At 65.7% G+C, this 22,627-nt stretch carries 24 protein-coding genes; 8 read left to right on the top strand and 16 right to left on the bottom strand.

The window, feature by feature from the left end; translation table 11 throughout:
- Positions 1-4 precede the first annotated feature (4 nt).
- From SG26_RS15870 to SG26_RS15845, 6 genes are all read right to left on the bottom strand, one after another.
- Complete coding sequence (locus SG26_RS15870; RefSeq protein WP_050038094.1) at positions 5-400, bottom strand: DUF2237 family protein; 396 nt, start codon at positions 398-400, stop codon at positions 5-7.
- A gap of 51 nt (positions 401-451) precedes the next feature.
- On the bottom strand, positions 452-1,660 hold the full coding sequence (locus tag SG26_RS15865; RefSeq protein WP_050038093.1) for a MoxR family ATPase: 1,209 nt from the start codon (positions 1,658-1,660) through the stop codon (positions 452-454).
- A gap of 108 nt (positions 1,661-1,768) precedes the next feature.
- Positions 1,769-3,196, bottom strand: coding sequence for a hypothetical protein (locus SG26_RS15860; RefSeq protein ID WP_050038092.1), 1,428 nt, complete (start codon positions 3,194-3,196; stop codon positions 1,769-1,771).
- Positions 3,197-4,528, bottom strand: a complete 1,332-nt coding sequence (locus SG26_RS15855) for a DUF58 domain-containing protein (RefSeq protein WP_050038091.1) — start codon at positions 4,526-4,528, stop codon at positions 3,197-3,199. It lies immediately after the preceding gene.
- Positions 4,528-5,466 (bottom strand): hypothetical protein, encoded by a 939-nt coding sequence (locus SG26_RS15850; RefSeq protein ID WP_014040405.1) that lies wholly within the window; start codon positions 5,464-5,466, stop codon positions 4,528-4,530. The genes SG26_RS15855 and SG26_RS15850 overlap by 1 nt, the downstream gene beginning before the upstream one ends.
- The gene (locus SG26_RS15845; protein WP_050038090.1) at positions 5,463-7,703 is read right to left on the bottom strand and encodes a DUF4129 domain-containing protein; all 2,241 of its coding nucleotides are present in this window, start codon (positions 7,701-7,703) and stop codon (positions 5,463-5,465) included. The genes SG26_RS15850 and SG26_RS15845 overlap by 4 nt, the downstream gene beginning before the upstream one ends.
- A gap of 216 nt (positions 7,704-7,919) precedes the next feature.
- On the opposite strand from SG26_RS15845, the gene SG26_RS15840 reads away from it, so the two are divergent.
- Together SG26_RS15840 and SG26_RS15835 are read left to right on the top strand one after the other, a co-directional pair.
- The gene (locus SG26_RS15840) at positions 7,920-8,465 is read left to right on the top strand and encodes a hypothetical protein (RefSeq protein WP_014040403.1); all 546 of its coding nucleotides are present in this window, start codon (positions 7,920-7,922) and stop codon (positions 8,463-8,465) included.
- Between the two features lie 40 nt (positions 8,466-8,505).
- Positions 8,506-8,841 carry a hypothetical protein gene (locus SG26_RS15835; RefSeq protein WP_050038089.1) on the top strand — a complete coding sequence of 112 codons (336 nt, stop codon included), beginning with the start codon at positions 8,506-8,508 and terminating at the stop codon, positions 8,839-8,841.
- Here SG26_RS15835 and SG26_RS15830 read toward each other — a convergent pair.
- On the bottom strand, positions 8,838-9,065 hold the full coding sequence (locus SG26_RS15830) for a ribbon-helix-helix domain-containing protein (protein ID WP_004518043.1): 228 nt from the start codon (positions 9,063-9,065) through the stop codon (positions 8,838-8,840). The genes SG26_RS15835 and SG26_RS15830 overlap by 4 nt on opposite strands.
- A gap of 74 nt (positions 9,066-9,139) precedes the next feature.
- On the opposite strand from SG26_RS15830, the gene SG26_RS15825 reads away from it, so the two are divergent.
- The 3 genes from SG26_RS15825 to SG26_RS15815 all read left to right on the top strand — a co-directional run bounded on the left by SG26_RS15825 (position 9,140) and on the right by SG26_RS15815 (position 13,076).
- A complete protein-coding gene (locus SG26_RS15825) occupies positions 9,140-10,489 on the top strand; it encodes an MFS transporter (protein WP_050038088.1) in 1,350 nt (449 codons plus the stop codon).
- Positions 10,490-10,559: 70 nt separating this feature from the next.
- Positions 10,560-11,246: a glycosyltransferase gene (locus tag SG26_RS15820; protein ID WP_050038087.1), complete on the top strand. Its 687-nt coding sequence runs from the start codon at positions 10,560-10,562 to the stop codon at positions 11,244-11,246.
- Between the two features lie 42 nt (positions 11,247-11,288).
- Positions 11,289-13,076, top strand: coding sequence for a glycosyltransferase family 39 protein (locus SG26_RS15815; RefSeq protein ID WP_050038086.1), 1,788 nt, complete (start codon positions 11,289-11,291; stop codon positions 13,074-13,076).
- A 36-nt stretch (positions 13,077-13,112) separates the two neighbouring features.
- Here the strand turns inward: SG26_RS15815 and SG26_RS15810 are convergent, their stop codons facing one another.
- Genes SG26_RS15810 through SG26_RS15795 form a run of 4 tightly spaced genes read right to left on the bottom strand, consistent with a single transcriptional unit; the run spans position 13,113 to position 16,045 of the window.
- Positions 13,113-14,135, bottom strand: a complete 1,023-nt coding sequence (locus tag SG26_RS15810; RefSeq protein WP_050038085.1) for a lysylphosphatidylglycerol synthase transmembrane domain-containing protein — start codon at positions 14,133-14,135, stop codon at positions 13,113-13,115.
- On the bottom strand, positions 14,132-14,989 hold the full coding sequence (locus SG26_RS15805; RefSeq protein ID WP_050038084.1) for a polysaccharide deacetylase family protein: 858 nt from the start codon (positions 14,987-14,989) through the stop codon (positions 14,132-14,134). Before SG26_RS15805 ends, SG26_RS15810 begins: the two co-directional genes overlap by 4 nt.
- Positions 14,982-15,368, bottom strand: coding sequence for a DUF2304 domain-containing protein (locus SG26_RS15800; protein WP_050038083.1), 387 nt, complete (start codon positions 15,366-15,368; stop codon positions 14,982-14,984). The genes SG26_RS15805 and SG26_RS15800 overlap by 8 nt, the downstream gene beginning before the upstream one ends.
- A 2-nt stretch (positions 15,369-15,370) precedes the next feature.
- Positions 15,371-16,045, bottom strand: coding sequence for a glycosyltransferase family 2 protein (locus SG26_RS15795; RefSeq protein ID WP_050038082.1), 675 nt, complete (start codon positions 16,043-16,045; stop codon positions 15,371-15,373).
- Between the two features lie 178 nt (positions 16,046-16,223).
- Here SG26_RS15795 and SG26_RS15790 point away from each other — a divergent pair, with 178 nt between their 5' ends.
- The 3 genes from SG26_RS15790 (at position 16,224) to SG26_RS15780 (ending at position 18,743) form a co-directional block, all read left to right on the top strand.
- On the top strand, positions 16,224-16,646 hold the full coding sequence (locus SG26_RS15790) for a cobalamin B12-binding domain-containing protein (protein ID WP_004961266.1): 423 nt from the start codon (positions 16,224-16,226) through the stop codon (positions 16,644-16,646).
- Positions 16,643-17,701 (top strand): methylmalonyl Co-A mutase-associated GTPase MeaB, encoded by a 1,059-nt coding sequence (gene meaB, locus SG26_RS15785; RefSeq protein ID WP_014040392.1) that lies wholly within the window; start codon positions 16,643-16,645, stop codon positions 17,699-17,701. The genes SG26_RS15790 and meaB overlap by 4 nt, the downstream gene beginning before the upstream one ends.
- A gap of 100 nt (positions 17,702-17,801) precedes the next feature.
- Positions 17,802-18,743 carry an alpha/beta fold hydrolase gene (locus SG26_RS15780; protein ID WP_014040391.1) on the top strand — a complete coding sequence of 314 codons (942 nt, stop codon included), beginning with the start codon at positions 17,802-17,804 and terminating at the stop codon, positions 18,741-18,743.
- A gap of 3 nt (positions 18,744-18,746) precedes the next feature.
- On the opposite strand, the gene SG26_RS15775 is transcribed toward SG26_RS15780, so the two are convergent.
- The 5 genes from SG26_RS15775 to SG26_RS15755 all read right to left on the bottom strand — a co-directional run bounded on the left by SG26_RS15775 (position 18,747) and on the right by SG26_RS15755 (position 22,614).
- The gene (locus SG26_RS15775) at positions 18,747-19,133 is read right to left on the bottom strand and encodes a Zn-ribbon domain-containing OB-fold protein (RefSeq protein ID WP_014040390.1); all 387 of its coding nucleotides are present in this window, start codon (positions 19,131-19,133) and stop codon (positions 18,747-18,749) included.
- On the bottom strand, positions 19,130-20,296 hold the full coding sequence (locus SG26_RS15770) for a thiolase domain-containing protein (RefSeq protein ID WP_050038081.1): 1,167 nt from the start codon (positions 20,294-20,296) through the stop codon (positions 19,130-19,132). The genes SG26_RS15775 and SG26_RS15770 overlap by 4 nt, the downstream gene beginning before the upstream one ends.
- A 156-nt stretch (positions 20,297-20,452) precedes the next feature.
- Positions 20,453-20,650, bottom strand: a complete 198-nt coding sequence (locus SG26_RS15765) for a DUF5800 family protein (RefSeq protein ID WP_008309112.1) — start codon at positions 20,648-20,650, stop codon at positions 20,453-20,455.
- Positions 20,651-20,765: 115 nt separating this feature from the next.
- Positions 20,766-21,404 (bottom strand): transcriptional regulator GfcR, encoded by a 639-nt coding sequence (gfcR, locus tag SG26_RS15760; protein ID WP_014040388.1) that lies wholly within the window; start codon positions 21,402-21,404, stop codon positions 20,766-20,768.
- 334 nt (positions 21,405-21,738) lie between these two features.
- The gene (locus SG26_RS15755) at positions 21,739-22,614 is read right to left on the bottom strand and encodes a hypothetical protein (protein ID WP_050038080.1); all 876 of its coding nucleotides are present in this window, start codon (positions 22,612-22,614) and stop codon (positions 21,739-21,741) included.
- Positions 22,615-22,627 lie beyond the last annotated feature (13 nt).

The raw sequence follows: 22,627 nt of genomic DNA, 5'->3' as shown, positions 1-22,627 counted from the left end.
CGGCTCATTCAGTCGTCGTATCAGCATTCGAGTCACCATCGGCAGCGAACTCCTGCAGCGTCTCCAGCGACACGTCTTCGAGTACGTCCTCGCTCGTCGCGTCGAGGTTCACCGGCGGTGCGCACCCGGCCTCGTGGGCCTCTATCCAGCGCGGGACGCAGACACACCAGTTGTCACCGGGGTCGAGACCCGGAAAATTCAGCTCCGGCCGCGGCGTCACGAGGTCGTTGCCCTGGGCCTTGCTGTACTCTAGAAACTCGGCCGTCATCACGGCACAGATTTCGTGCCGACCCGGGTCGCGCTGGAGCGGGTAGCAGTAGCCGTCGCGCATGAATCCGGTCTCCGGGTCCATCGAGCAGGGGGCCAGCTCCCCGCCGAGGACGTTGCGTTCGCTTTCCATACCACGTCTGGCTGTTCCGTGGAGTAAAGCCGTTCGGCTACCCGCCTGCGCTCACTGTCCGTGTCCGCTGTCATCATCACTCCGGTCCCGACTGTCACCTGACGAGTCGGTGGGCTGACCGTCATCTCCGTCCAGTTGCGTAGCTTCGTTCTCAGCTGCTTCACCAGCACTCCGTTCGGGGCGCTGCCCGCGAGAATCGCCGTCTGGTGTCGCCTCCGATGGTGAGTCAGCGCGTTCGGACCCGCCTGTTGTCGTCTGTTTGGGCGTGTCGTCCGTATCCGGCGCATTCGGTGAGACTGCGGGCACGTCGACGGCGTCCAGAGCGGCCTGAATCACGTCGGCCTTCTCCGTCCCTTCGATAGTCGCCTCCGTCGTCAGGACCAGTCGGTGACTCATCGTCGCGTTCGCCAGCCGCTTCACGTCGTCCGGGGTGGAATACCGCCGACCGGCGATGACTGCGCTGGCTCGGACTGCCTCGAAGACACGCTGGACGCCCCGCGGCGAGACGCCGATTTCTGTCCGGTCGTCTTCGCGTGTCGCCCGCGCCAGATCGACGATGTAGCGACGAACCTTGGTGTCGACGCGGACGTCTTCCGCACACTCCTGCAGGGCGCGCACCGTCTCTGGGCCCATTACCGGCTCGACTGACGGCGCGATTGTTTGTCGGTTGGCCCGCCGGTCGAGCAGCCCCATTTCTCCCTCGACATCGGGATAGTTCATCGACGTCTTCACGCTGAAGCGGTCCCGCTGGGCCTCGGGAAGCTGGAAGGTCCCTTCCTGCTCGACGGGGTTCTGGGTCGCGATAACGACGAACGGCGTCGGGAGCGGATGCGTCGTCCCGTCGACACTGACCTGCCGCTCTTCCATTGATTCCAGCAGCGCAGATTGGGTCTTCGGCGGCGCGCGGTTGATCTCGTCCGCGAGCACGACGTTCGAGAACACCGGCCCCTGTGCGAACTCGAACTCCCGCTCGTGTTCGTTGTACACGTTCGACCCGGTCACGTCCGCCGGCAGCAGGTCCGGCGTGAACTGTACCCGGTTGAATTCGAGTCCAAGTGACTCCGCCAACACCCGCGCCAGAACTGTTTTCCCCGTTCCCGGCACGTCCTCAACCAGAACGTGGCCTCTGGCGATGACGCCAGCCAGTGTCTCGAACAGCACCCGGCGTTCGACGACGACAGCCTCCTCAACTCGCTCCACAATGTCGAGGCAGTGGTTTGACGCAGCCTCGACGCTCAAATCCCCCGTTAACCCGGCCATGCCCCATGCGTTACACTGGGGAAGTATCAATGTGTACCATTAGCCCTCGTTTGTCGAGCCACAGTGGCTACTGACACATTCTGGACGGGCCAGCAGCGAAGCAGTCCCTCAGCCACGAAGCGGGGCGAGCAGCAGTAACACACCGATCGCGGCGAGTGCCATTGTCTCCGGCGATCCGATGGCGGCACCGACGGCGTGACGCGCTGTATCGACGAGACCGACGGCGGCGATACCGAGAAGGCCGACGCCGACGGCGAACACGCTGTGATACAGCTCCAGCCGGCGCGTTTCCGGCCGATGCCCCAGTTCCGCTGTCAGCCCCAGGCCGAACGTGCCAACGTCCCAGACAACGAGGCCGCCGACGACGCCAGCAAACACCAGTAACGATGACAGGTCGGCCTGTGCCGCACCGGTGCTCGCACAGATGAGTCCCGAAGCGGTCAGTGCCGCGGGGCCGGCACGCGCCGGCAACAGGCCAAACGTGAGTCCCCCGATGACGAGAACGAGAAGCAGATACACCACCAGTGGGAGCAGGAGGGCACCGAAGAACACCGCCGGGAGCGAGGCGAACCCGAAGATACCGATTCGCAGGAGGAACGGGGCTAGCAACACGACGTAGCCAGCGGCCGCGATGGCGGCCCCGACAGTCCGCACCGAAGCGGCGTCGAACTCAGTCGTGAACTTTCGGATGACAATCGCACCGCTACCAGCAAGCAACGCGCCGGCTGTGACTGCCAGAAGCGGCGCGAGAACGACCCACGACGACAGCAGCCGGATACCGAGACTGAACGGGGGGGACGCCACAAGCTGGCCAAACGGCGTTACCAGAAGCGCCAGCGGGACGACTACACTGAGCGCTGCCGAACCGAGTGCGACCAGTTTGAGCGACTGGGTACCCCGTTTCAGTCTGTTCGCCATCGCGTCGCGGCGGCTCCGAGCTGTCAACTGCAAGAGCGGGAGCTGTGTCACAGCAAAATACAGGCAGCCCGACGCGGCGACGCCGAGTACACCGAGGCAGACCGTGGTGGCTATCGGCGACGCTCCACCGGCGACAGCGCTTACCACCTTCCAGCAAAGCCACGCGAGCGCGACGACGACCGTACCCACGACGAGGCCCACCACGGCGAACAGATACGAAACGACGCTGCTCACTGTCGCTGCCGCAACGGTCTCTCTGTCGAGCACGTCGGTCCAGGCGGTCGCGACGCCGACCATTGCGACGGCGACACCGAGCGCGAGGAGCGGGGCGACTGACACCTGCCCGACCGAGGCAACGACGCCAGTCGCTGCCGGCAGGAAACAGAGGTGGCCAATGACCGTCGGTCCCAGTCCGTCCCGGTCCAGTAGCGTCAACCCCGCCACGGCAATGCCGGCGAGGAGTGCGATACCGCTGAACAGTCGCGGGTCGCCGGACAGAACCCCTGTCGCCAGGGCGAACGCAGCGACGATAAGCGCGACGATAGTTAGGCTGGTCGCCCGCGGCCGCCCCTCGTCGCCGACGGCCGATGGTGTATCGAGTCGCGGCCCGCCGATCATTTACGCTCCGCCTCCCGGCTGCACACTGCCACGCGGCTGGTGCGCTGCAACGGAGAAGGCGTAATCGAGGATGAGCGGCAGCGGTGTCCCACGCCGCCAGTCGATTGTCCGGGCCCCAGACGCCTGACACCGCGCCAGACGGGTCCGACGGCGGACGTGCTCGTACTGTCCGCTGACGGTGCTCGCCGCGGTTACGTCCGTCGAGAGCATGGTTCGCTGGCAATCGAACGCCGCCCAGGACTCCATCGCGGCGACCGGCGCATCGTCGAGCAACGGCGACACGAGCACCAGCTGGCAGCGCGGTCCGGCGACCTCCATCACTTTCCGGAACTGCCGCTGTGTGTCGCCCTCGTCTTCTGGACCACCAGCCGGGTCGCTCTCGGCAGCATCAGCAGCGGCCCGTAGCCGTTCGACAGCCAGCGACCGCTGGTTGGGTCCGTCGCCCGGCTGGAGCCACGTCAGTCCCGCTGGACCGTCGCCGTCGATGCCGACGATTGCCAGCCCGACTTCGTGACCGGCATCCAGCAGCGAGGTCACTGCGTGCGTCGTCGCGTACGCGCCGAGTTCGACTGCCGTCGGGCGACCGGGGCCGGCGGTCACCCGCGCCGGCGAGCGGGCGTCGACGACGAACACGACCGTCGTCGACACCCACTGCTCGTAGTTGACCGTCGACAGCGCTCCCCGCTTCGCGTACCCGCGCCAGTCGATGCGGCCGGCCGGGTCCCCGCGCTGATACTCCCGCGTCGAGTGGAAGGTGAAGCCATCGCCGGGGTCGTCGGTTGTGAGTTGGCCCACGCGGTCGGTCCCCTGGTCGGACAGCGGCGGTGCCTGGGCGTCAAGCTGACACACCAGCCTGTCATCGCCCTCCGCCTGTTGTCTCGCAGTCGCGACCTCGCCGGCTCTCGTACCCCGGACGCGGAGCCGCGGCTCGCCGAAGTCGTGTTCGCCTCGGCGGGCGATGAGCATGTACTCGAGCGTGACTGATTCGCCGGCCGCAAGCGTCTCGCCGCCGCGTGGCGTCCCGTCCAGCACTGTGAGGTCAGTCGGAACGCCGTCGACGACCCGGATGTCCGACAGCGTCTGCTGGCCGCTGTTTGTCACCGTCAACTGGACTGCAACCGGGTGCCCCGGCGGCACTGGCGTCGGGTCGACAGCCCGTGACACGACGAGTGCTGCCGGGACAGCAGCAGTCGACAGGATTCCGTAGGCCAGATACGAGAGCGGGAGTGTGGCGGCCAGCAGGAGTGTCCCGCTCCCCTCCCAGATGCCCGCTCCGGCGAGTGTCAGTGCGGCGACGATTGCGCCGCGCCACCGCATGGCTCGTCGGCCCATCAGTCCTGCACCTCCGTCACATCGCCCCAGTCGGCCCCGTCGGTCGCTGTGGTATCCGTTCCGTCCTCGTCAACCGGCGTTGTCCCGCCAGCTTCAGACTCGGAGTCAGCCGGGCGGTCCGCGGCAGTTGCGCCCTCGGTGGCGGCTCCGTCGACGTGGGCACCGTCAGACGCGCCGTCTGCGCTGGTCCCGACGGCTTCCCGCTCGGGAATCGACCCGTCGACGGCCCGCTGGAGGCTCCCGTCAGCCGCCCGCTGCAGGTCGGCGACCGCTGGGGCGACGACTGGCACCGGACGCGGCGCCTGCTGGCCGACCACTGTCGGCAACGCGTCGTCGGCCGCGACGCTGACTGCCGTCATCGCCCGTGCGCACCGCTTCCGGACGGCTTTTTCGGGAAACAGCCAGGCCCACAGGCGCGTGCGAAACGGTCGGTCCGGTGGCGTGACGGATTCGTCCAGTACTGCGGCGGCAACCGGGTCGTCCGTCCAGGTCCCCGCGGCTAACTGTGCTTTCACCGAGTCGGGGTCGTGGCCGCCCTGGACCAGTGCCTCCGTGAGCGCCGCCCGAAGTGGTTCCCGAACGGGGCCGACGCTCTCGGCGACCGACCCGTCGTCGCGGGCCTGTGCAGCCGCCGCTTCGACGCGTTCCGCGAGTTCGGTTCCGGAGACAGCGTCGTCTGTCGGTGTCGTCTCCAGAAACCCCTCGGTGAACTTGTCGTCAGCAGTCCACGGCGACGGTGATACCGAGGGGTCGTCGGGCGTCCGGAAGAGCTTCCAGGAGGCCACGAGCACGCAGACGAAGAGGACGAGGACACCCGCCGCACTCGGCCCGGAATCCGCCGGCTCTGGCGTCCCTGTCAGCCCGAGGACCGCGCCGGCAGCCACGAGTAGCAGGCCACACAACACGGCGATTCCCAGCCCGACGCGACGGCGATTCACCCTTCGTCCTCCTGCTCGTCGCTCGCACCCACCAGCGCATCGTACGCGCTACGGGCCTGCTCGCGCCGGCTGTCGCTCGAATGGCCGCCGTATTCGACGTCCCGGAACGCCTCTGTCAGTGCTTCGACGGGTGCCCTCGGGAGGCCGCTGTCGATTGCGGCCCGGGACACCTCGCCGGGCGTCCGCGTCCGCCAGCGCCCGGGGACGACATGCTTGGCGAACGCACGCCAGAGGTCGCGAATCGATGGGAGAGCCGATTCGCCGCCGCCCGACGAGTCAGTGACCGACCCGCTCGGTCCGGAGCTAGATGCCGTAGTCGGGCGGTCCGTATCGCCGACCCGGCCAGCGATGTAGACACCGACCGCACCCAGTGCCACCCCGGCCCCAGCCACGACGGCACCGGCCGTGCCCCAGCGAACATAGCTCAGTATCACGACGACACACGAGAATCCGAGCGTTACAATCCTGCGCGGCGTGGTTTCAGCCCTGGCTACAGTGATGGCTCGATACCCGGCCGACCGGAGCCACCGCTGGAAGCGACGCCACAGCCCTGACAGCGTTAGCGGAAGCGATGAGAGCCACGTCGCCAGACGGGCGGCCAGTCGGCGGCCCATGTTCAGCGTGGCTTCGATACGGCCGACGAGCCAGAGTGCCGTTCGCCGGGTCCACTGAACGACGCGGGCGACGAAGCCAGCCGCCGTTTCACCGCCGTTCTTGGCCGCGTATGCGACCGCCTGTCCGCCCGAGAAAGCAGCCGTCCGATAGTGGTACAGCGCGGCGACGCCCACGACTGCGAGCGCGACGACCAGCCCGTCCCGTTCCCAGAGCACGCCGATGACAAACAGCGAATCGAAGATTGTCCAGAGAATACCGACGCCGCGTGCGACCTTGGGGGAGTACATCACTGCGGCGATAGCGACGGTCACGACGGTTGCCACCAGCAGTATCGAACTTACCACGATGGTCCCGGTGTACGCGCCCCAGAGCGTCGTTCTCGCTGTCTGTCTGTCTGTTGCCGCTGTGACGGGAAGCGAGGGGTTTGCTGGGAGCGAGACGGCAACAGCGCCGTTAGCGCCAGTCTTTCCCCGGCGCTGGTCGCCGAGCGTGACAGTCGCGTTCTCGACCGGGTCTCCGTTTATCGTAGCGTTGACAGCGGCCCTGTCACCTGGTACCGGGAGGGCCTTCGCAGGCACGACGCGGACGTGTAAGTTCAGCACGTCGACGCGCGCGGACCCCTCGAATTCGCCGCGGGACACCGTTACTGCGGCGGTATCGCTGTCGGGGACTGTCAGTTGATACCGGCCGGCGGTGTCAGTTCGACCGACGATGTCGCCGTTGCGGGTCACGGTCGCGTTTCGGACTGGCACGCCGTCGACCGTTGCGACGAGCGGGACGGTCGACCCGGGGTACGGCTCGCCGAGCAGTGTCACGTTGACGCTCCCGCCGACACGGTACTGACCGGTGTCGTTGCCGGCCGCGGTCTGCTGGCGTGGGGCCGTCGAATCGACCATCCCAGATGCGCCAGGAACCGTCCCAAATGCGCCAAGGGTACTTCGTGCGTCCCCGTCCCCGTTTGAGACCGAGGTAGTCCCGCCAAGCGACAACACATCTCCTTCCACGAGGAGGCTTGCTGTTTCAGTATCCGATTCCTCGTACGGTCGACGGTAGAACTGACAGGGCTCTGTTCCCGGCGATTCGACCGTTACGTTCAGCTCGCGCTGGTACGGAACCTGTGCGGTCACCTGGCCGTTCTGGTCAGTCCGGCCGGCGTATCGGTCGTTGAACCAGACACGGGTCGCGGCCGCCGGTTCGAGGTCCTGATACACCAGAACGGTGAGGGGATGCCCGGCTTTCGGCTCTGACTCGACGAGGACGCCACAGCCGTCCGCAGTGGGCGGGGCGGTATCGCCGGGAATCGGAATCGGCTCTGTTCCTCCCGTGACGCCGCCGCTCCCACCTCCGTCGCGACGGTGTTCCCGTGTGCCTGCAGGTGTCTGGGTGTCGGTGACGCTGCCGCCCCCGCCACCGTCGCGGCGTTGTTCCCGCGTATCGGCTGGCGTCTGCGTGACTGGCTCGGTGCCGTGACTCCCGTCACCGCCCCCGCTGCTGATCCCGCTCTCAGTGATCGGTGGCGGGGCCAGAAACGCGGCGACGATCAGCCCGACGAGGCAGAGACTTACCAGTGCCAGCTGCCGCCAGTCGACGCCGCCATGGCCGGTCTCGGATGCTGTACCCACTTGTCGCCCCTCGTAACTTACGCCCGTACCGCGACACCCAACGCTGTTATCATGGATATCTGCGTGAAAGATAATCAATCCCCGGTATGGTCGCCGACAGCAGCGACAGTCGTGTGGGCACGCTGGCCAGTCCGTATCCACGACCTCCCTGCTTCCGCCCGGCGACGGTCAGGACCGATGGGTTCATTCTGGCCCAGGCCGAACGGGAAACTGACAATGCGCGTTCGCGACTGGCAGGACATTCTCGAAGACGTGATGGAGAGCAATGCCAATCCGGGGGACTGGCGTGCCGTCGGGGGCGACCGCGCGAACGGTATCGGCGAGGACATCTACTTCGGTCACCCCGACGCCGGTGTCTACCAGCTCAAGACCTACGCGAAGAACCCCTTCGAGGTACAGGGCGTCGGGTCACAGGTGGCCCGCCGTATCGACGACGACATCGACCCGCTGTTTCCGAACGACGGGTCGGGCATCTTCGGCGTCCAGCAGGGACCGGAAGACGAGGACGACGCCAAGGAGAAGGCCAAGAACCTCGAAACGGTACTCGAAACCCACGCGGACGCACCCACGTCGCCGCAAGCGCTGCTTGAGGACATGATGGACGCGATGGACTCCCCGGCCTACGGCCCGATGGAGTTCGACCACCACGACCGGCCCGACCAGATGACCGAACTCACGGAGACGTTCGAGGAAGCGGAGGAACTACTCGACGCGGAGTTCGAGGACGTCATCGAGGAAGACGTAGCGCGGGGCTTCTACTGATGGCCGAACCGACGCGCGCCACCGGTTTCGGGGGCCGCTAATGGTCGGTCCCTCGATGACGGACGCCGACCGGAAACGCTTCCTCAGATACACGCAGGTCGGGTTCGCGCTTCTCATCGGCGTCTCGATGGGGCTGGTGACGTTGTACGGCGGTGCGGAACTGCTGGTTGTCGCCGGAATGTTTGTTGGCGGAACCGTCGTTGGCGGTGGCCTCGCGTGGTACATCATCCCGGAGAGCATCGCGGAAACGCCGTACGAGTCAGTCGACAGAGGTCCGAAACCCGGCGCAAAAATGAAGCAACGTCGGCAGGAAAACGACGGCTCCGGACGGCGGGCATCCGAGGACGACGGCCGACTCTCACAGAACCGCGACTAGAGGAAATCGTCCTGCATCGCGGGGTCCTGCTGTTCGGATGCCGTCTGGTCGAAAATCTCTTCGTCGAGTGTCTCGGTCTCTTCCGTCGTAGTGTTGTAGGCCGAAATCCCTCGCTTCAGGAGGTCTTCGACGGCCTGGTCGCGGTTGAGGAACTCGCCCTGTTCGACGAGTCGCTGGATGTCCGAGTCCACCTGGTCCGGAAGTGACACCTTGATCTTGCTCACACTTGCCGCCTATACTGTTCGGACATAAAAACCCACCCCTGGTTTTGGGAGGGGTGAAAAAGGCGCACGCGCAGATGCGCGGAACCGTCACACACTTGCCGGCGGCCGACACGAACCAGAGTGTGAACGCGAACGACCGAGCGATTACCGCGCTGGTCATGCTCGCACACGGGCTGGTCCACACCTACGAGATGGCGGTCCCGATATTCGTCGTCATCTGGCTCACCGAGTTTGACCTCATCAACCTCGGTATCGCCCAGTTCGACGTGACGACGGCCACCGTCGGCGTCATCGTGACGCTGGGCTACGGCCTGTTCGGGGCTGGTGCGCTCCCGGGCGGTATCGTCGTCGACCGTATCGGCTCCCGCCGACTCATCACCGGCTGTCTGCTGGGGATGGGCGGCTCGTACATCCTGCTGGGACTGGCTCCGAGCATGGTCGTCATCGCGCTGGCGCTCGTCCTCTGGGGACTCTCGGCCAGCGTCTACCACCCGGCCGGGCTCTCGCTCATCAGCAAAGGCGTCGAACAGCGCGGAACCGGGCTGGCCTACCACGGTGTCGCCGGGAACCTCGGTATCGGCCTCGGCCCACTCGTCGCCGCAATTCTCCTGCTGGTCGCCGAGTGGCGGACGGTCGCGCTCGTCCTCGGCGTTCCCGCGTTGCTCGCCGCCGTCTACGCCTCGCGGGCGAGTTTCGACGAGACGGCAGCCGTGACGACTGCAACCGACGGCGGGTCGAAGGCCAGCAGCGGTATCGACTCGCTCGGGGAGTTCCTCACGGAGAGCAAGCACCTGCTGACAGGGAGCTTCCTGCTCGTGTTCGTCGTCGTCATGTGCTCGGGGCTGTACTACCGCGGCGTCCTCACCTTCCTCCCGGAACTCCTGCGGGACCTGCCGGGCTTCGAGCCCATCCCGATAGAGACGTTGTTGCCTCCCAGCGTCCTGTCGGCGCTCGGTATCGAGGCCGGGACGGGCCAGACGCTCAAGCCACAGGACTACTTCTACGCCGGACTGTTGCTCATCGGCGTTTTCGGCCAGTACGCCGGCGGGAAACTGAGCGACCGAATTCCCGTCGAGTACGGTATCGCCGGCTCGTTTCTGGTGCTTGCCGTCCTTGCAGTGCTGTTCGTTCCGGTGTCGGCGATGGGCTTCGGTCCGTTAGCGGTGCTTGGTGCGCTGCTAGGGGTCACCCTCTTCGTCGTCCAGCCGATGTATCAGGCCGCAGTTGCGGAGTACACGCCCGCCGGCACGCGCGGACTCTCGTACGGCTACACGTATCTGGGCGTGTTCGGCGTCGGCGCGCTCGGCGGCGGGCTGGCCGGGTCGATTCTGGCCTTTGCGAACGCGACGGCGCTGTTCGGGACGCTCGCCGGAATTGCACTCGTCGCCGTTCTCGCGGGAACCGCCCTCGCGCGGCGTTCGTGACTGCCTGAGACCGGGGACAGGCCGTCGCATCGCTTGCTATTTCTGTCTGTACGATGTACCTGCCTCTCAGATGGACGCCGCAGTCATCGTCCCGGCCTACAACGAGGCGGAGTCGCTGGCCCGCTGCCTGGCTCCCTTCGAGTCACAGCCCGTCGAACTGGTCGTCGTGGTCGGCGGCGACGACGGTACGGAACAGGTGGCCCGTGACACGCCCTTCGTCGATACGGTCGTCCGGTGCGACGAGGGCGGGGCGGGAATCGCCCGAAACCACGGAGCAGCGGCCGCAAAAGCCCCGATACTGCTGTTTACCGACGCCGATACGGTCGTCCCCGAGGACTGGGTCCGCCTGCATCTCAGGCACTACACCGACGACGATGTGGTGGGGGTCGGCGGCCCCGCACGCCCGCTCGAAGACAGCCTCAAACACCGCGTGCTGTTCAAACTGCTGTCGGACTACTGGTATCGGGTGTCCTGGCCGCTGGGCTTCGTCCAGCAACCGGGCTTCAACTGTAGCTTCCGGGCCGACGCGTTCGAGGCCGCGGGCGGCTTCGACGAGGACATCCCGTTCATGGAGGACACGGAGCTCTCCTTGCGGATGAAAGAGTACGGCCGAATCGTCTACGACGCCGACTCCTGTGTCGCTACGTCGGCCCGCCGAGAGGCCGACGAGGGATATCTTTCGCTGTTCGCGAAGTACGTCCGCGGATACGCGAACCACTACATCCTCCGCCGGGAGTTCGATGCCGACTACTTCTGAGAAGGGTAGCCTTTTCAACGCACACCCCGGAGCAGTGACACGATGAGTAGCTGGCGGTCACTGTCCCGACGTGCTGTCGAACAGGTACGGTCGGATTTCCGGGACGACCCCTATCTCCGCTACGTGCTCCTGCTGTCGACTGTTATGGTCGGGTTCTGGTTCTGGCACCGCATCCCGAACTTCGCGACCCGTGACGAGTACAGTCGTCTCCTTGACGCGATGGTCGTCTACGGGTCGGTCCTCGAAGAACCGAGTTTCGAGGGGCTCAAGGCCGGCGTCGAGTGGGGCCGGGCCCCCTTCGGCGCGACGCTGTACCTCTATGCGCTGGCTATCCTCCCCGTCGTGCTCGTCGCCGCCATCACCGGCGACCTGGGCGCATTCACCACGATTGCCTTCCCTAGCTGGGAGTTCGGCCACTACGAAGTCTGGGCCGCCACGCCAGAGTGGATCTGGACCTGGAGCCTGGTCTTCATCCGGCTAACCAACGTCGTTGCTGCAATCTGTGCCGTCTACCTCACCTACCGCCTCGGCGTCGCACTCGAGGGCCGCAACGCCGGCCGGCTGTCGGCCGTCGTGCTCTCGCTGACCTTCGGCTTCCTCACCATCTCGAAGGAGGCCGGCGAAGATATGCCGGCGCTGGTGTTCGTCCTCCTCGCGCTGTACCTGCTGGTCAGGTACGTCCAGACGGACGACGGAACGCTGTTTCTGGCGGCGAGCGCCGCCGGCGGTGTCGCAATCGCGTTCAAACTGACGGCCGCGCCGGTCGTCCTCCTCATCGGTGTCGCCTTCCTGCTGCGTGCCCATGCCGCTGACGCGCCGCTGACGGAGACGCTGTACCGGCCGAAGCTCCTGCTGAGTGGCGCACTGCTCGGGTTCGCCATGATTGTCCTCGGGTTCCCAACCGCGCTCGTGGCGGGAGCCGAACCGTTCATCGAGCGGGTCTTCGGCGGCTCGACCTCGCGGATGAGCCATCCGACGGGCCCCGACGCCCCGATGTGGTGGTGGTTCCTCCGGGGCTACTTCAGCGCGCTGGGGCTACCGCTGTTTGCCGCGGCCGCAGCGAGCGTCGTGGCGACCGTCGCAACCATCCGTGACCGCGGCTCTGCCTTCCACGGCACCGTCCTCGTTCTGACGGGACTGGTGGCCTACATAGCGATGTTCTCCCAGTGGCACGACTTCCGCGTACACCACCTCCTGCCGACCTTCCCGCTCATCGCCTTACTCGTCGGGGGCCGACTGGTGCAGCTCCGCGAGCGCTCGACCAGTCTCGCTCGCCCGGTGTTGGCCGTTCTGCTGGTGACGACGGCGGTCTACGCCGGTATCGGGACGGCACAGTTCGCATCCATGCCCCGAGACGAGGCGACGGCCTGGCTCGAAGACAACAGCGACGAGGGCGACGTGGTGGAGACCTACCGCGTCCACATCCAGGACACCGCCGTCCCGCATTCGATGACTGCCCGACACGTCGCCGGTCAGGACTCGGAGGCGGAGGAGGCGATGGCCTGCCCGCGGTACATCCAGGTCGGGTATCGGGATCTGCTGTATCTCAAGGAGGACACCTACTACCGGAACGGCGACGCACAGGCGACCTACCTCCGGAATCTCCTGAACGAGGAGTACAACTACAGAATCGTCGCCGAGTTCGAGGAGCGGCCGCCGAACTTCGTTCCCCAGCGACCGACCCCCGGGTCGTTCACCGACCTGCTGCGGCTCGGTGTCGTCCCGCACACGGACCAGTTCGCCGACGAGCAAGAACTCGCGGCGAACCAGTACACCCTCATTCTGGAACGGGACGGCGAGTGCGACACGAGCCGGCATCCGCCGTTCTGAGCCGTTTTCTCGACTTCCCGCTCCGTTTTCCGCCGACTACTCCGTCGTCAATGACGTGACGTCGAGCCGAACGGAGGGATACCAGCCCGCGAGCGAGGGCAGGTAAATACTGAGGAACCGGTCGACGAAGATGATAGGGATGATGACCTCCGCTGGGATACCCAGCGCGACGAACACCGCCGTCGCCGTGGCCTCGGTGATGCCGATGCCGCCGGGCGTCAGCGGCAGAAGCGTCACGGTGTACGCGACCAAGAGATACAGCGGCAACGCGACCAGCGGTTCGAACGCGACGCCGAAACTCCCCAGCAGCAGGCCGACGCGGACACCGGGTGCGAGCACGAGGTCGACGGCCCAGCCGACCGCGTAGCGGAGCCACACTGCCGGCTCGCTCGCGAGCGACCGAAACGTCGTGGTCGAACTGTCGGTAAACTCCAGCAGGCCGTCGAGCCGCGACGCGAGCCCTCCGCCGACGCGTGGAATCCGGACCACGACCCCGGACAGCCAGCCGATGAGCCGGTCCAGATACGAGAGATTGAGGCCTCCAAACAGGATGGCGAGGCCGGCCGCGAAGTACAGGCTCGTCGCGAGCGCTAGCAGCAGAATAAGTTCGAGCCGGAGCAGTGGGATCGCCAGAACGAGCCCTGCAGTCGCCGCCACGCCGTAGTATAGCGCGAAGATACCGGTGTGAAGCGCTGACGCGGCCGCGGCGTCGCTGTAAGCCATCCCGGTCTGACTCCGGAGGACGAACGGCGCGGCCAGCCGTCCCGAGAGCCGCGAGGGGAGCAACTGATTGACGAAGTTCACGATGAGCGTCGTCCCGGCGGCGGTCCGGAACTGGACCGGTGCGAGCGGGGTGATTACCGCGTACCACGAGTAGACCCGGCCACAGATGCCGAGCGTGCTGACGGCGACGATAGCGAGCACCGTCTGAATCTTGACGCCGGCGAGCAGGTCGACAGCGCTGGCGATGTCGAACTGCGTGAGTAGCCATGCCAGCGCAACGACGGCGAGACCGTACTGGGCGACCGTGATCCCCAGATCACGAGCCCGGCTCGTCACGGCGTCTCGCCCCTGTGTAGCCGTGTCGCGACCGTTTCGCCATCCGCCAGCACCGCCTGTACGGTCGTGAACTCGAAGTCCTGCTGTAAGATCCGCTCGACGGCCCGTCGCATCCAGTCACCGGTCCTGACGTACACTCGCGTCGGCACCCCCTCTACGGCCGGCAGGTCCACCAGTTCCCACGGGTGGACGTACAGCATCGGCGTGATGCCCCGGCGGGCCAGTAGCCTCATGCCCAGAATCGTGTACCGCGGGCCGAAAAACCGGAGCCAGGTCCCGGTGAGGGGCAACTGCAGCCCCGGCATGACGCTCGCCGGGAACTCGGTGATACTGTCCGGCGCGTCCGGGTGCACCGCCGACGCCGGAACCGGTCTGTGGATGTCGTACTCGCCGCCGTACCACCCCGGAATCGACCGGCTTGAGACGACGCTAGAGTCGTACGTGTATCCGATGTCGGAAAGTAGATCGAAGTGGTCGTCGGTGATGTCGAATGCGGGCGCGCGGAACCCGGAGACCTGCTCGCCGGTGACCCGCTCCAGCACGTCCTTCGACTCGGCCAGTTCCGCCCGTCGTCCGTCGCTGTCGAGGTCCGAGAGCAACTGGTGGGTGTGCGTGTGCGACGCGACTTCCAGTCCCGCATCCGCAAGTGCCCGGACGGCGTCGGGGTGGGACTGGGCGACTGATGACACCACGAACGCGGTGGCAGTCGCGTCGTACTCCGCCAATATCTCCCTGAAAAACCGGCCGCCGTCGAGACCGACGCCGTCGCGGTCCGTCGTCCCCGACGCGCTCCGGTACGCCGGCGTCTGGGTGAACAGCTCGAAATCTATCGACAGCACCGCGCGGCTACTCATCCTGCTTGTCCTCGGTTTGTAGCTGGTGTTCCTCCAGTTCGCTCCGGAGGAGGCTCAGCTCCTCGTTCAGCCGCGACAGCCGGTCGTACATGTGCCCGATGCGGTTGAGCAGGTACGTCACCGCCACGAACAGCGTCAGGTTCGAGATGACGAGGATGGCCCGGGCTTTCCACTCCAGGCCCAGCAGCCGCGCCACGACCTCGAACACGTTTGGGACGATGGCGACGACGATGAGCCCCGCGCCGAGCAGCAGCGACATCACGAACAGCTCCAGCGATTCGCGTTCGCTTCTGACGATGATGTACCCGTTCGCGAGGAAGGCCAGGCCGACGACCAGCGACAGGAGGTTGACCAGTGAGTAGTCGAATCCAAAGACCATGATTATCGAAAGAGGAGGACGCGAAACACCGTGTCAGTCATGCGTAGCGGGTAGAGTACGAGCGTGTCGAGGCTGAACTGCGACTCGCCCTCGTCCCGGATCGGCATCTCTATCGATACTTCTTCGATCCGCTGGCCGCGCTGGGCCGCGTCGAGCGTCTGTTCGACCGCCCAGTGGTTGTCCGAGCGGTGGAGGATGTCCTGTAGCGCCGACACGCGGTAGACGCGGAAGCCGCTCGTCACATCGGTGATGTCGATGCCGCCGAGCTTCCGTACGACGGTCGTGAAGAAGGTGATTCCCAGCCGCCTGATGAGCGGGTAGTCGTCGATGCTCTCGTTCAGGTAGCGGCTGCCGATGACCATGTCCGCGTCCTCGGCGTGGGAAAGCAGGGTCGGAATCTTCGCCGGGTCGTGCTGGCCGTCGGCGTCGACCTGCACGACGAAGTCGTAGTCGTGGCGGATGGCGTACTGGTAGCCCGTCCTGACGGCTCCGCCGACGCCGGTGTTAAAGACGTGTGTGACGACGTGTGCGCCGTGCTCGCGAGCGATGGCCGCGGTGTCGTCCGACGACCCGTCGTCGACGACGACCACCTCGTCGACGTAGCGGCTCGTTCCGTCGATCACCGACCCGATGGTGGACGACTCGTTGTACGCGGGGATGACGGCGACTGTTCGCACTGGTGGAAACGCCGCTAGCAGCGAACTTAGAATTGTCGTTCTATGGAATGGTCCTATTCTGGTCTGTGAGCCCGCACTCGACCCGGCAGCATAGTTCATTCCCCGAGGGGGCTCGTAATCGACATAAGTCATGATGAATAGGGCAAGAATGAAAACACACCGCGCGGTACGTACTGGCATGAGTGTCGAGCAGGAGCAGACGGAACGGACCATCAGGTGTCTGGTGGCGAAAGTCGGACTCGACGGGCACGACCGGGGCGCACACGTCATCGCGCGGGCGCTCCGTGACGCTGGCTTTGAAGTGATTTACTCAGGGCTCCATCGAGCGCCCGACGAAGTCGTGCAGGCCGCTGTGCAGGAGGACGTAGATGTTGTCGGCATCTCCATTCTCTCGGGGGCGCACAACACGCTGGTCCCAAAGATTCTCGACGGGCTAAGAGAGTATGACGCGTTCGATGACCGGCTCATCCTCGTCGGCGGCATCGTCCCGGATGACGATCAGGAGGAACTCCGCGGCCAGGGCGTCGACGAGATATTCGGCCCGGGCGCGTCCATGGAGGAGATGATCGACTACATCCACGAGAACGCGCCCGAGCGATGAGCGACCTCGTCGCTGACCTGCTTGCGGGCAAGCACAGCGCCCTCGCCAGAGTCATCACACTGATAGAGAACCGTTCGTCGGGGTACCGAGAGATAATTTCCGACCTCCACCAGCACACCGGGACAGCCGACGTTATCGGCGTCACGGGCAGCCCCGGTGCGGGCAAGTCCACGCTGGTCGACAAGGTCGCAGCGACCTACCGCGAGCAGGGCCAGACCGTCGGCGTCATCGCTATCGACCCGTCCTCGCCGTTCTCCGGCGGCGCGGTGCTCGGCGACCGGATACGGATGGCCTCGAATGCCGGCGATATGGACATGTTCTTCCGGTCGATGTCCGCTCGTGGCTCCCTCGGTGGGCTGTCGACGGCGACGACCGACGCCGTGACCGCGCTGGACGCGTTCGGCAAGGACAAGATCATCGTCGAGACGGTCGGCGCAGGCCAGAACGAGGTCGACATCGTCCGCACCGCCGACACCGTTGCCGTGCTCGTCCCGCCGGGCAGCGGCGACGACGTGCAGATGCTCAAAGCCGGCATCCTCGAAATCGGGGACGTGTTCGTGGTCAACAAGGCCGACCTCGATGGGGCCGACCGGACGGTCCAGCAACTCCGGGAGATGCTGCAGGGGCGGAGCGGACGGCCGGACTCCGGCCATCACGGCCCGACCGAACTCGCCGGTGACCACGGCGACGCGTCCGACGACGACTCCGATGACGAGGACGACGGGTCGGAAACGTGGAACCCCCCCATCGTGGAGACAGTCGCCAATCGGGGCGAGGGCGTCGAAGATTTCCTAGATGCGCTGGCCAACCATGGGGACTACCTGGACCGAACCGGCCGCCGAGAGGGCCAGGCGCGGGAGCGCTTCGCCGCCGAGATTCGGACCCTGCTTCGGGAGGACGCCAACGAACTACTGGTCGACGAACTCGACCGCCGCGGCGGCATCGAGCAGTACGTCGATGCCGTTATCGAGCGAAACACCGACCCGTACACCGTCGTCGACGAGGTCCTCGCGCCGCTCCGTGCGTGTCTCGACGAGCGTCGCGACGGGGCCTGAGTACGAGGCTGGCACCCACCGGACTGAGAAAGCTCTCGGGCAATCGACACCTGATGCTCGTCCAGCATGTATAACACACTCCGGGCCCCAAGATATCAGTATGAGACTCCGCAAGGCGCTCGGGGCGGTCGTTGGTGCGGTCGGCGCGACAGCCGCTGCCAACCGCGTGCTGCAGTCGCGGGCCGGCGCGTTCGAACCGATGCTCGACGGGGAACAGGGGACGTACCGCTGGCGCGGATTCGATATCGCGTACACTGAAGCCGGCGACCCGTCGGACCCGGACCTCGTGTTGTGCCACGGCATCAACGCCGCTGCCAGCAATCACGAGTTCCACACGGTGTTCGACACGCTGGCCGAGGACTACCACGTCATCGCGCCGGATCTGCCGGGCTTCGGGCACACGGACCGGCCGCCGCTGCTGTACTCGGCGTCGCTGTACACGGCCTTCGTGCGCGATTTCATCGAGGACAACACCACCGATGCGACCGTCGTCGCGTCGTCACTGACCGGGGCCTACGCCGCCAGCGCGGCACAGGAAGTCGACGTCAAGGAACTCGTCCTCATCTGCCCGACGGACAGTTCGATGGGTAATCGTACCGTCTGGCTCCGCTCGCTGCTCCGCGCGCCGGTCATCGGCGAGGCCATCTACAACCTTACCGTCTCGAAACCCTCCATCCGGCACTTCCACGCCGACCACGGCTACTACGACATGGATAATCTCACCGAGGACGTCGTCGACTACGAGTGGCAGAGCGGCCACCAGCCCGGCGCGCGGTTCGCACCGGCGTCGTTCGTCTCCGGCTTCCTCGACCCGGAGGACGACCTCGGTGAAACGCTGGCCGGCCTCGACGTGCCCGTGACGCTGGTCTGGGGCGAGGACGCCGACATCACGCCGCTGTCGGAGGGTCGCGACCTGGCCGAACAGGCGGACGCGATGCTCGTCGTGTTCGGTGACTCGCTGCTCTTGCCCCACGTCGAACACCCCGGTGAGTTCGTCGACGTGGTCCGCGACAGAGTGACGTCGGTAACGGTCGAGAACTGAGTTCTAGCGCGGCCGGAACACGACGGCTCTGTCGCCGGTCGTCACGCGCTCGCCGACGTCGATACCGACCACGTCGCCGATGGCAACGTCGTCCGGGTCCACGTCACGGACGAGTCCCGTGACCGACACCGGTCCGAAGTCGGCGATGGCGGTGACGTAGGGCGCGTCGTCCTCGAACTGCGGCGTCGGGACGGTAATCGTCGTGTGGCTCGCGATTTCGCCGGATTCTGGCAGATCGACCGCCGAGAGTTCCTGGTCGTGACAGCGCGGGCACACCCGCCGGGGCGGCAGCCAGCCGTGGCCGTTCGAACATTCGAGGTAATAACCGTCGTCCGATTCGATGCTGTCGAGCCACTCGTCGTACTCGCCGTCTCGTGCGGATTCGGTCATTCTTGCACCTCCATGACGTGGACGGTCGTAGATGCGACTGTACCGCCCGCGTTGTGCGCGACGCCGATGGTGCTGTCCGGGACGGCGTCGGCCCGCGGGTGCGACCCATCGAGGAGCCAGGCAACGGTCGCCAACTGGGCGACACCGGTCGCGCCGACCGGGTGGCCCTTGGCTTTCAGCCCGCCCGAGAGATTTATCGGGCGGTCGCCGTCACGGGTCGTCTCGCCGTTGCGCGCCGCAGCGATTCCCTCGCCGCGCTCGTAGAAGCCCAGCGATTCGATTGCCAGCACTTCCGCGATGGTGAAACAGTCGTGGACCTCGGCGAAGTCGACGTCGTCTGGACCGACGCCGGCGTCCCCATAGGCCTCTTCGGCGGCCTTGTCGGCGGCGGGGGTCTGTGCCAGATGCGGGCGGTCCTGCAGTGCGAGATTGTCGCCGCCCTGTCCGGTGCCGGTGATGGCGACTGGGGCGTCCAGGTCGTGTTCCTCAGCGTAGGCCTCCGTCGTCAGGACGGCAGCCGCGGCCCCGTCAGTAATCGGACAGGAGTCATAGAGGCCCAGCGGGTCCGCAATCGTCGGGGCCTCCATCGCGTCCTCGACCGTGATTTCCTGCTGAATCTGGGCGTGCTCGTTGACCAGCGCGTGCTCGTGGTTCTTGACGGCGATGTGAGCGAGGTCCTCGTGGGAGCCGCCGTACTGGTCGAAGTACGACCGGGCCATCAGCGCGTACGCCCCGGGGAAGGTCATCCCGGCGCGGACCTCGTAGAGGTCGTCGGCGGCGATAGCGAGCGCGTCCGTCGCCGCCGCCGTCCCGATATTAGTCATCCGCTCTGCGCCGCCGACGACGACGACCTCCGCTTCGCCGTTCCGGATCGTCTTGACGGCTTCACGAACGGCCGTACCGGCTGATGCACAGGCCGCTTCGACGCGGGTCGCCGGAACGTCCAGGCCAATGGCCTCGGCCATAAGCGGGCCCTGATGGCCCTGGTGTTCCGCGAGCTCTCCCATGAAGTTGCCGTAATAGAGGGCTTCAGCGTCGTCCGGGTCGATTCCGGATTGCGATAGCGCTTCGAGTCCGGCCTCGGCGAACAGGTCTCGGCCGGTTCGCTCGGGGTGTTTCCCGAAATGTGTCACGCTAGCCCCGGCGATACGTGGGTCTGACATTATCTCCCAGTGTGCGCTGACGGCTTAAATGCCTACTGCTCGGATGCTTAATTAGCGCATATTCGGGGCCATAAACGCCTAAAAACGGGGTATGGGTTCTTAATCGAGGTTATCTCCCACGAAGGATCTATTGCCCAGAAAGGAACTATCCCCGCTTCAGTTCACGATCTCGGCGATACGCTGGGGTTCTCCCGACAGCGCGGGTTCCGGCTCGACCATCTGCAGCACTTCGTGATCGGTCACGTCGGGATACGACTTCTGGATGGCGTCCTCGATGAGGGCCTTTTCGAGGCGGAACTCCGTCCCCTCGTAGACGACATCTACGCCCTGTTCGTCGAACGACAGTACAGTCATGCCGCGGATTACGCACGGCACGAATAAAAGGATAGTCTCTCGCGCGGCCACACTGATTCAGGTGCTTCGACGGCCGCTCGACGTAACACGCGCTCCGGTCAGTCCGTCAGGATTGTTACGAGTCGCCGTCGCTGCCGACTCGGATGACCTGCAGCAGGGAGTACACCGGGACGCCGCGGATGTCGCCGACGCCGCGCTTGTCAGCCAGCACGACGCAGGCCACGGGGTTGCCGCCCTGTTCGTGGATCGCGTCGATGGTTTCGCCCATCGTCTTGCCGCTCGTGATAGTGTCGTCGACGACGTAGCAGTCGCGGTCCCGGATCTGCGCGAAGTTCCGGGAGAACGAACCGTCACTGGTCTCGCTCTCGTCGTCGTCCCACTGGTGTTTCGTCGGGGCGTACGTCCCGAGGTCGGTTTCCAGTTCCCGGGCAACAGTCGTCGCAAGCGGTGCGCCGGCCTTCTCGATGCCGATGGTGAGGTCCACGTCGTCGCCTTTCTTCGAGAGCAGGTCCGCCATCGCCGCCCCCGCGTGGTACAGCCGGTTGCTGTCCCGCCCGACGGCGGACCAGTCGACGTGGATATCGTGGGGACCGCCGTCGTCGCTCGTCTCCGGTTCCGTGCCGGTGCCGCTGCGTTCGACAAGCCAACTCGCCGTCTCGCGGGAGACGTTGAGCTCGTCAGCGATCTCGCCCTTAGAGAGGCCACGCTGTGCCAGGTCGGACGCGCTGTCGACGAGGTCGTCGATATTCTTCATACCACCATCTCCGTGTGCGAGGATTTAATAGGCAGTGTTCTTCACTTACCGAAAATTTATTTACAACATCAGTTGTATATTTCTAGCGGCTGGGTTTCACTCCCCCTGCCGTCCGGGACCAGGTGGGACCACCGTTGGGTCACCAATGTTCCCCACCACTCCGACCCGGCCGACGTCAACCGTCTCACGGAGCATGGTTGTCCGCGGGACCGCACGCACCAGCGGTACAGGCGGGACTCTCCCGCCGTTCCCGTCCATCGTCTCTCCGAACAGAACCCGGCTAGCGTCTCGAATCCCGGACCAGACACCGATTCGGCCGTTCCTGTACCTCGTTTCAGTTGTCGCTCACTTCAAAGGTGTAGAGGCGCTGCTCGCAGGTCGGACAGACGAGCGTCTCGTCGGGGTCCTGCCGTGGTCCCAGATGGCCGCCACAACACGACACCGACGACGACTCGACCAGTTCGGCGCCACAGACCGGACACCTGTCGAGAAACATCCGGAAGGCCTCCGCACCGGCGATTCTGAGCCGCTCGTCGTCGAGACGCTCGCCGAGGACCTCGTACGCCGCGAGCTCGGCGACGACGACCGGTCGAGGAAGGAGCTGCTTGTGGTCGGAGCCGAGTGCGACCCACTCCGCGTCGTCGGCGTACGGTTCTGTGTAGTCGACTCGCGGGAGCGATGCCTGCAGCGCCGTCGAAAGCGAATCGAGCGACTGGTCGGCCAGTTCGTCCATTCGCTCGTGCCACGCCGAGTCGATGGCCGTCGCGAGAAACAGCCGCTCCCCTTCGACTTCGATAATGCCGGCCGCCGATAGCTCCCGGAGGACGGTCTCGCCGTCCATCCCCACGTCGTCGGCCAGCGATTCGCTTTCCTGGCGAGTCACATCTTGTCGGGATGACTCTCTGTGCGATGGCTTTCCGTGGAACCACTCGTCCGGGACCGGTGACGCTGCCACCAGCCGCGGGGCAAATTCGGGCGTGTACGGAACCAGATACCCCCGAAGGTAGACCACCGCGACGCCGACAACGGCGACCAGCAGGCTCGCCCGCGGGCGGTTGCGTGCGCGAAGGAACATGACACCGATTCCAATGAGCCCCAGATTCAGGACAGTACACGGCCAGCATCTGTTCTCTCCGGTGTGCGACTCGTCGCTGAGCGTTCTGAGTGCGTCCATCGGATCTGTTTCCTTCGGTGCGGACTCCCGGCTCATGTTCGGACATCGG

It is taken from the genome of Haloarcula sp. CBA1115 (genome assembly GCF_000827835.1).
Classification (GTDB): domain Archaea; phylum Halobacteriota; class Halobacteria; order Halobacteriales; family Haloarculaceae; genus Haloarcula; species Haloarcula hispanica.
The sequence above is the reverse complement of the archived record's forward strand: the minus strand, read 5'-3'. Positions and strand labels throughout refer to the sequence as shown.

Coding starts and splice junctions, on each gene's coding strand:
- SG26_RS15870 (WP_050038094.1), bottom strand. CDS start 400: ATGGAAAGCGAACGCAACGTCCTCGGCGGGGAGCTGGCCCCCTGCTCG.
- SG26_RS15865 (WP_050038093.1), bottom strand. CDS start 1,660: ATGGCCGGGTTAACGGGGGATTTGAGCGTCGAGGCTGCGTCAAACCAC.
- SG26_RS15860 (WP_050038092.1), bottom strand. CDS start 3,196: ATGATCGGCGGGCCGCGACTCGATACACCATCGGCCGTCGGCGACGAG.
- SG26_RS15855 (WP_050038091.1), bottom strand. CDS start 4,528: ATGGGCCGACGAGCCATGCGGTGGCGCGGCGCAATCGTCGCCGCACTG.
- SG26_RS15840 (WP_014040403.1), top strand. CDS start 7,920: ATGCGCGTTCGCGACTGGCAGGACATTCTCGAAGACGTGATGGAGAGC.
- SG26_RS15835 (WP_050038089.1), top strand. CDS start 8,506: ATGGTCGGTCCCTCGATGACGGACGCCGACCGGAAACGCTTCCTCAGA.
- SG26_RS15825 (WP_050038088.1), top strand. CDS start 9,140: ATGCGCGGAACCGTCACACACTTGCCGGCGGCCGACACGAACCAGAGT.
- SG26_RS15820 (WP_050038087.1), top strand. CDS start 10,560: ATGGACGCCGCAGTCATCGTCCCGGCCTACAACGAGGCGGAGTCGCTG.
- SG26_RS15815 (WP_050038086.1), top strand. CDS start 11,289: ATGAGTAGCTGGCGGTCACTGTCCCGACGTGCTGTCGAACAGGTACGG.
- SG26_RS15805 (WP_050038084.1), bottom strand. CDS start 14,989: ATGAGTAGCCGCGCGGTGCTGTCGATAGATTTCGAGCTGTTCACCCAG.
- SG26_RS15800 (WP_050038083.1), bottom strand. CDS start 15,368: ATGGTCTTTGGATTCGACTACTCACTGGTCAACCTCCTGTCGCTGGTC.
- SG26_RS15790 (WP_004961266.1), top strand. CDS start 16,224: ATGAGTGTCGAGCAGGAGCAGACGGAACGGACCATCAGGTGTCTGGTG.
- meaB (WP_014040392.1), top strand. CDS start 16,643: ATGAGCGACCTCGTCGCTGACCTGCTTGCGGGCAAGCACAGCGCCCTC.
- SG26_RS15780 (WP_014040391.1), top strand. CDS start 17,802: ATGAGACTCCGCAAGGCGCTCGGGGCGGTCGTTGGTGCGGTCGGCGCG.
- SG26_RS15775 (WP_014040390.1), bottom strand. CDS start 19,133: ATGACCGAATCCGCACGAGACGGCGAGTACGACGAGTGGCTCGACAGC.
- SG26_RS15770 (WP_050038081.1), bottom strand. CDS start 20,296: ATGTCAGACCCACGTATCGCCGGGGCTAGCGTGACACATTTCGGGAAA.
- SG26_RS15765 (WP_008309112.1), bottom strand. CDS start 20,650: ATGACTGTACTGTCGTTCGACGAACAGGGCGTAGATGTCGTCTACGAG.
- gfcR (WP_014040388.1), bottom strand. CDS start 21,404: ATGAAGAATATCGACGACCTCGTCGACAGCGCGTCCGACCTGGCACAG.
- SG26_RS15755 (WP_050038080.1), bottom strand. CDS start 22,614: ATGAGCCGGGAGTCCGCACCGAAGGAAACAGATCCGATGGACGCACTC.